This window comes from Mesorhizobium sp. M1A.F.Ca.ET.072.01.1.1 (genome assembly GCF_004023325.1).
Lineage (GTDB): Bacteria > Pseudomonadota > Alphaproteobacteria > Rhizobiales > Rhizobiaceae > Mesorhizobium.
The window spans coordinates 1-6,719 of record NZ_RZSF01000345.1 but is presented as its reverse complement, the minus strand read 5'-3'; the positions used below and the strand labels follow the sequence as shown (position 1 = coordinate 6,719).

4 protein-coding genes and 1 pseudogene are annotated in these 6,719 nt (G+C 58.6%); 4 read left to right on the top strand and 1 reads right to left on the bottom strand.

What is annotated here, in order from left to right; all coding sequences use genetic code 11:
• On the bottom strand, positions 1-1,744 hold a 1,744-nt coding region (locus EOA32_RS31095; protein ID WP_145971404.1), incomplete at its 3' end, for a recombinase family protein.
• Here EOA32_RS31095 and EOA32_RS38915 point away from each other — a divergent pair.
• From EOA32_RS38915 to EOA32_RS31075, 4 genes and pseudogenes are all read left to right on the top strand, one after another.
• Positions 1,744-2,073 carry a hypothetical protein gene (locus EOA32_RS38915; RefSeq protein WP_189407515.1) on the top strand — a complete coding sequence of 110 codons (330 nt, stop codon included), beginning with the start codon at positions 1,744-1,746 and terminating at the stop codon, positions 2,071-2,073. The genes EOA32_RS31095 and EOA32_RS38915 overlap by 1 nt on opposite strands.
• Positions 2,074-2,228: 155 nt before the next feature.
• A pseudogene (locus tag EOA32_RS31085) lies at positions 2,229-2,456 on the top strand (transposase domain-containing protein); the annotation flags it as partial.
• Between the two features lie 1,071 nt (positions 2,457-3,527).
• On the top strand, positions 3,528-5,570 hold the full coding sequence (locus EOA32_RS31080) for a hydantoinase/oxoprolinase family protein (protein WP_128373756.1): 2,043 nt from the start codon (positions 3,528-3,530) through the stop codon (positions 5,568-5,570).
• The coding region (locus tag EOA32_RS31075; RefSeq protein WP_145971403.1) for a hydantoinase B/oxoprolinase family protein at positions 5,567-6,719 on the top strand (1,153 nt) is incomplete at its 3' end. The genes EOA32_RS31080 and EOA32_RS31075, both read left to right, overlap by 4 nt.

Genomic DNA, 6,719 nt, shown 5'->3' with positions numbered 1-6,719 from the left:
TTCCCATACGGTTCAGGGTGGCGGCAATGTCCGCGTCGGACCAACGCGTCGCCATGGACCTCATGACTGCAAGGGCAGCTTCCGGTGTACTCTGGCCATGTTCGCCGGCGTTGGGTTTGCGGATGCGAAGCTGGGAATGTTGGCCGCCTTTCCAGTGGATTGTCAAAAGGACTTCGCGCTTCTCTTCGTCAACATCAGCAATGATATCGGACACAAGGGTGCGAAGAAGTTGCTGACGGCAACGCATATCGACATTCGGTGCGCGCCAAGCTGTCTCCAAGTCGGTGGCAATGCCAGCGAAATCGGGAATTGGCGTTGCCTGTTCGGCTTGTCGGCTCTGGAGTAGCGCCGCCTCACACGTTTCCACGCGCCTGAGCGCTGCTTCCCAGCTCTTCTCAAGTTGAGCGGCGATCAGCCGGTTATCAGGGTCGCATGCAGCATAGCGACGTTCGGCCAGAGATGCCTCGTAGCGCGCTTGCTGCAAGTCCAGCTCCATCATGCGATGCCGTTCTTCCAGACTATCCCGATGCATTCGGTCAGCTTCCATCGCCGCCTCGATCGCCATCGGGGTTACGGCCCGCAGTATCTCCTTGCCGACCGCAGGATCGATGCGGGAAGCGCCAAAAGTCATGCATCGTGGTTTGGCCAACATCTGGTTGATACGTTCGCAGCGGTAATAGGGGTGGCCTGGCGGGCGCCCCGAATAGACAACGCCCAACCGCCTTCCACACCGGCCGCAGGTGAGCAGGCCCGCGAGCAACGCGCGACCTCCACGACCGGACTTGATTCCGCCTTTTTGACCAAAGGCATTGACCGCGATAAGGCGCTGGTTTCTCTCAAACTCACTCCAATCGATATAGCCTTCATGATGGCTCTGGAGCAGCACGTCCCATGCTGCGAAAGGCTTGCTGTGTCCGTAGCTTTTGCGAGCGCGCCCATCGACAATCTCCGTTCGCTTCTCGCTTTTACCATAGACGTAGACCCCGGCGTAGAATGGGTTCTTCAGAATCGAAATGACGCTCCGATAGCGGATCGGCACCCAGTCGAAGGACACCGTTTTGCGTCCATCGGAAGGACGGGGAAAATGGAAATTATCCGCGGTAAGCGAGATCAAGACCTGGCGAGCGCTGCCAAGCTCGCGGAAACGCGAAAAAATCAGGCGGATCGCTTCCTGTACCCGCAAGTCGGGATCAAACCCGAGCCCATAGTCGCGGTGCCAAATATAGCCGATCGGAACGCTCAGGCGCAGTTCTCCCCGCCGCGCTTTGGCGCGCGCCGCGTCAAGCATGCGCGTTCGCAAGATGCCCAGCTCGAACTCGCTGATGCTGCCCTTCATGCCCAGCAACAATCGATCGTTAGGACGACAAGGATCGTATACCCCGTCGAGATCAATCACGCGCGCTTCAACCAGGCCGCACAGTTCGAGGAGATGGTGCCAATCCCGGCCATTACGGGAAAGGCGCGAGGCGTCGAGGCAGAGCACTGCACCGATTTTGCCCGTGCACAGGCCGCTCACCAGTCGTTCGAAACCAGGGCGATCAACAGCGCCGCTGGCGGTACGACCAAGGTCGTCATCGATCACATCGACATCGCGAAAACCCCAGCGACGCGCAACATCGACAAGCTCATATTGCCTCCTTTGGCTCTCAAGGTTGTTCTGGACCTGACCTGGGGTCGACTGTCGAACGTAGACCACAGCCTTGCGCTTCAGCACCGTGGCGGGAAGGAGATTATTGCTCGTCATTGCTCGCCTCCTTCGCCGCGACGCCGGCCGCGGCCATCAGAAGGATCGCCAGCCTGACGACAACGGCTCTCCTTTCCGCGTCGCTCAGGCCCCGCATCTGCGGTGTATCGAATGGTATGCTTAGTTGCTGGATCGGCATTGGCAGTGTCGCGGGTGGTGGTAATGCCTTCATGGCGCGGCTCCTGGATGGCTGTGAGTCCATCCGTCGAAGTTTGCCTGAAACCGCGCTCGGCCAGCAGCCTATGAAGTTCTATGAGGCTCGTGATCGCAACGCGAGGTTCACCCATCTCCATGCCGGCGCACAACGCTCGGTCCAGCATCCATTCTGAAACCTGAATGACTTCGCCCGGCCGAATCTCCACCCGCACGATCGCACCGCTGGCCCGATCCTCGCGACCTTCGTGCCGAAAACAACCACCGTAAAATGGGTGCCATCGATAGTGTAACTCTACCATCTGCCCGACATGGGCAGAATGAACCCGCGATGGCGCTCAATCGCAAGAATGCGCTCTTCGCCGGCTCCGATGGCGGCGCCGAGCACTGGGCTGTCGTCGCCTCACTGATCGAAACCTGCAAGCTCAACGGTGTCGACCCGCTGGGCTATATTGCCGACGTCCTCACCAGGATCGTCAGCGGACACCCCAACAGCCAAATCGACGAGTTGCTGCCCTGGGCATACATCACCGCGCACGAACTAAAGGCCGTGGCCTGAGAACACCGCTTACACTGAAACGGGCTGCTGCTGTTACGACTGCAACCCGAGATTATCATCCTCGCTGACGACGACTCTGGACGAAGCGAAGTCGAAATGTGTCGCCAACGCGTCGTTACAATAGCGGGACTCTTGCCGCTCACACCCCGTCGTCGGCAAAAGCTGTCTCCCAACCGTGTCCTACGATCGCGGCATCGTTGCTGCCGTCTCTTGCGTTCTTAAATGGGAAATTGATATCGTAGTGGCCCAGGGTGTCGCATTGGCCAAGCAGCTCGCAATCCGCTCGGTGCCGGGGCAGTGGCCATTTCCACCGCCATCCACACGCCGAGTGAGCTCGCCTCCGCCGGTCGTTTTCCACTCCCGGCCGCGCGAACCGCCTGGGCGAACCGCCCGGCCCGCTTCATGGCGCAAAACGCCTGCGCGCTGTCTCCATTTCGCGCAGCGCCGAGAGACGTGGCCGGCCAAACCGAGACCGTTGCGTGGAGCGGACTTGCCTGGGCATGGGTTGCCATTCTCGAACGCCTCGTCTCAGAGCTCGCTAAGCTGTCCTTGCACAATCGAGAATGCCGTCCCCAAATTGCTTGCCCGCATCGTGGCGCCCTTCGGCGGACAGGTGTTTTTGCGCCGTTCAGTCGTTACTGAGCTGGGCGGCGTGCGCAAGCGCCTCAGACGGAGACAAACTTTCCGCCGAGGTTGCTGTCTGTCCCTTTGCTTGAGGTTCCGGCAAAACCCCGGGCAGCAAATTCCGATGTTCTACAACTTAGGCTAGCACACAAGGTGAGCCACGCCCGCGCTTCTTATTTTCAACTTTGGACAAGGCATTCCGAAGAAAAACTTTCCGTTTGGGAGGCGATCTTCGGCAGCACTTCCTCCCGCAACGTCGATAAGCTCCGGGGAATCGTACTTACGGCGTCAGGATCTGGAACCACAAGGCAGCGTAGGCGATCATCGAGGTCGACCTTAGGTGCTTGTTTAAATGGAGAGACGCGGTACCCGGACGATGGTCAGCAGCAGGCCTACCAGCAAATACTGGCTTGAGGCAGTGCGGTTAATAATTGAAGAGGAGGGTTAATGGCTACGCGTGTTGGTGTTGATGTGGGTGGAACGTTCACGGATTTGATCTTCTACGACGACACCACGGGTGAAGTCTGGCCCGCCAAAGTTTCGACAACGTCCGCCGACCCCGTTGAAGGGGTGGCGTCAGCAATCGCGGAGGCGATTCCGCCTCGCGCTATGAGCGAAGCTGCATTCTTTATTCACGCGACGACCGTTCCGCTCAACGCTTTGCTTGAACGGAAGGGCCCCAAGATGGCTCTCCTCTGCACGCGGGGCTTTCGAGATGTTCTCGAGTCACGTCGGGGAGATCGTGGGGACGCCTACAACTTGTTCTGGAATCCCCCTTCGCCTTTAGTGTCCAGGCGACTGCGAATCCCGATCACGGAACGCATCACTGCCGACGGGGCAATCCTAACTCACCTTGACGAGAAGGACGTCTTCGAAGCTGCAAAAGCGCTAGAGGCAGAAGGTATTGAATCGGTCGCGATCGCATTCCTTCACTCCTATGTGAATCCCGCACATGAGATTGCGGCAGCAAAAGCGTTGCGGGAAGCGGGGTATCGTGGGGAACTTTCGCTCTCGCACGAGGTCTCCGGCGAATATCGTGAGTACGAGCGCACCTCCACCACGATTGTTGATGCGTTCGTGCGGCCGCGTATGGCCAATTATCTTAAGTCGCTCGGAGAACGGGTGAGAGCGACGGGATTCAGGGGAAAGATGCTGGTCACTCGCTCTGGCGGGGGAGCGATGACCTTCGAGGAGGCCGGACGACGACCGGTCGAGACGGTTCTGTCTGGACCAGCCGCTGGGGCCGAGGGCGCGGCGGAGCTTGCACGACGGCTTGGCCTAGGCGATGCCATTTCGATAGATGTGGGTGGAACTAGCTTCGACACTTGCTTCATCAGAGGCGATCGGCCACCCCTTATGTACGAGGGCAGTGTTGTTGGCCTCCCTGTACAGGTCCCGTGGGTGGACCTTCGCACCATCGGGGCGGGCGGCGGATCAATCGCGTACGTTGACCGCGGGGGGCTCATGAAAGTCGGGCCCCGGAGTGCTGGTGCGCAGCCGGGGCCTGCGTGCTATGACCGAGGTGGCGCGGCTGCAACGGTAACAGACGCCGCACTGGTCCTCGGAATGCTTGGTCAAGCGAAGCTTTCGACTGGGCTGATGCTTAAACGCGAGAAGGCAGAGGCGTCGCTCCTTGAGCTCGCAGGGGAATTGGGTCTCAACGACATCAAGCAGACGGCACGCGGGATCCTGACTATTGTGACTTCAAATATGGCCAATGCCATTAGGGAGATCACGATCGAGCAAGGTCATGATCCACGCACAGCCTCGATCATCGCTTTTGGGGGGGCGGGGCCCCTGTTTGCGACGCTTATTGCCCGAGAGCTGGGAATCCGAGAGATAGTGGTCCCGCCCCATGCTGGAAACTTTTCCGCATGGGGTCTTTTGGGTGCCGATATCACGCGCACAGCTGCGCGGACCCGTATCCTCAAGCTAACAGATTCGAGCCTTCCTGAAATTAATCGCGTACTTGCTGCGTCTTTCGAAACGCTTGGCTCGGATGCCATTGAGGGAAGTATCACTGACAGCCAGAACAACGAGGTTGCCCTCGACCTTCGCTTCGTCGGACAAGAGCACTCGCTAACGGTTCCTGTTCCGTTTCGCAATGGGGAAGTCCGCGCTTCGATCGACGAGATTCGTAAATTATTCGTCGCCGAGTACACTAAGACCTTTGGCCATGCACTGGAAGATGACCTAGAGGTCGTCGTCATGCGGGCCACGGCTCGGACGCCACTCCCGCCGAGGACTGAAAAAGCGGTTCCGGGGGCGTCACGGAGGCCACCGGAGACCTTCGACGCCTACTCTTTCACGGAAGATGCGGTGCTGCCGTTTCAGATAGTGCCGCGGATGTCCTTATCTGCAGGCGACGCTATCACGGGCCCGGCAATCGTCCTTGAACAAACCGCGACAACTTACCTGGATGTTGGATTTTCTCTTCGCGTTGGTGATGAAGGGTCGCTTTTGCTTACTGATAAGAGGATACGGTCATGACGGAGCAGCGTTCGGCGATGAAGAAAGCGACACAGGCCATGAGTGCAGACGTTGATCCGATTACAACCGAAATCATCAGGCACACTCTAAATTCAGTAGCTGAGCAGATGAAGCGGACACTAATCCGCACTGCATTCTCCCCTGTAATCTATGAAGTTCTTGACTTCGCGGTATCGATTTACGATCGGCAGGTACGATTGCTGGCCCAAGCACCGACGCTGCCGATCTTCATGGGAACGTTGAGCTTTTGTGTCGAGGCCGCCGTTAAAGGCGTGGGAGGGGAAAAGGCACTCGAACCTGGCGACATTCTCTACATAAACCTGCCGTACGCAACGGGAACTCATCCGCAGGACGCGGCTCTCATTATGCCGGTGTTTGCAGGTGGCGACGAGCTGATCGGATACGCTGCCGTGAAGGCTCACCTCCTCGACGTGGGGGGAAAAGAACCGTACTCGACGGATACGGTTGACCTTTTCCAAGAGGGTACAATTTTCCCCGGCGTCAAACTGTATAGGCGGGGGGAGCGCGTCCTGGACATATATCGTACCCTGCTTGCAAATTCACGCATGCCCACCGCCATCGGCGGCGACGTCGAAGCTATGGTGGCGTCCCTCAGAGTCGGGACAGTTGGCTTGAGGGACGTGGTAGAGCGGTATGGCGGTGAGCGCTTCTCCGGGGCCGTTGAGCGAATGCTAGATCATGGCGAAGCACTTGTGCGTAGCTACCTACAGGAAATTCCAGACGGCCGTTACTCTGCCTTTGGACAGATGGACAGCGACGGGATCAGCGATGAGGAGATCGAGTTTGAGGTAATCGTCGAGATCGCTGGCTCGAGTGTTACGGTCGATTATTCCAATGCTCCTGAGGCTCGAGGGGGACCGATCAATTGCCCGCGGCCAGACACTGTCTCAGCCACTTCGGTCGCGATTATGATGCTGGCAGGGAGCGGCGACCAGCCGAACCAAGGGCACTTCCGCCCAATAGAGGTCATTACGCGACCCGGATCAATGTTTGAACCGCTCCCGCCTTCTCCATGCTTCCTGGTCGGTTGGGCCACTCTGCAGGCGATGGAAGTTATCTACAAAGCGCTCGCCACTGCGCTGCCAGAGCGCGTCCCGGCGAGCAGTGGGGGCTGTATTCTTACCGTGG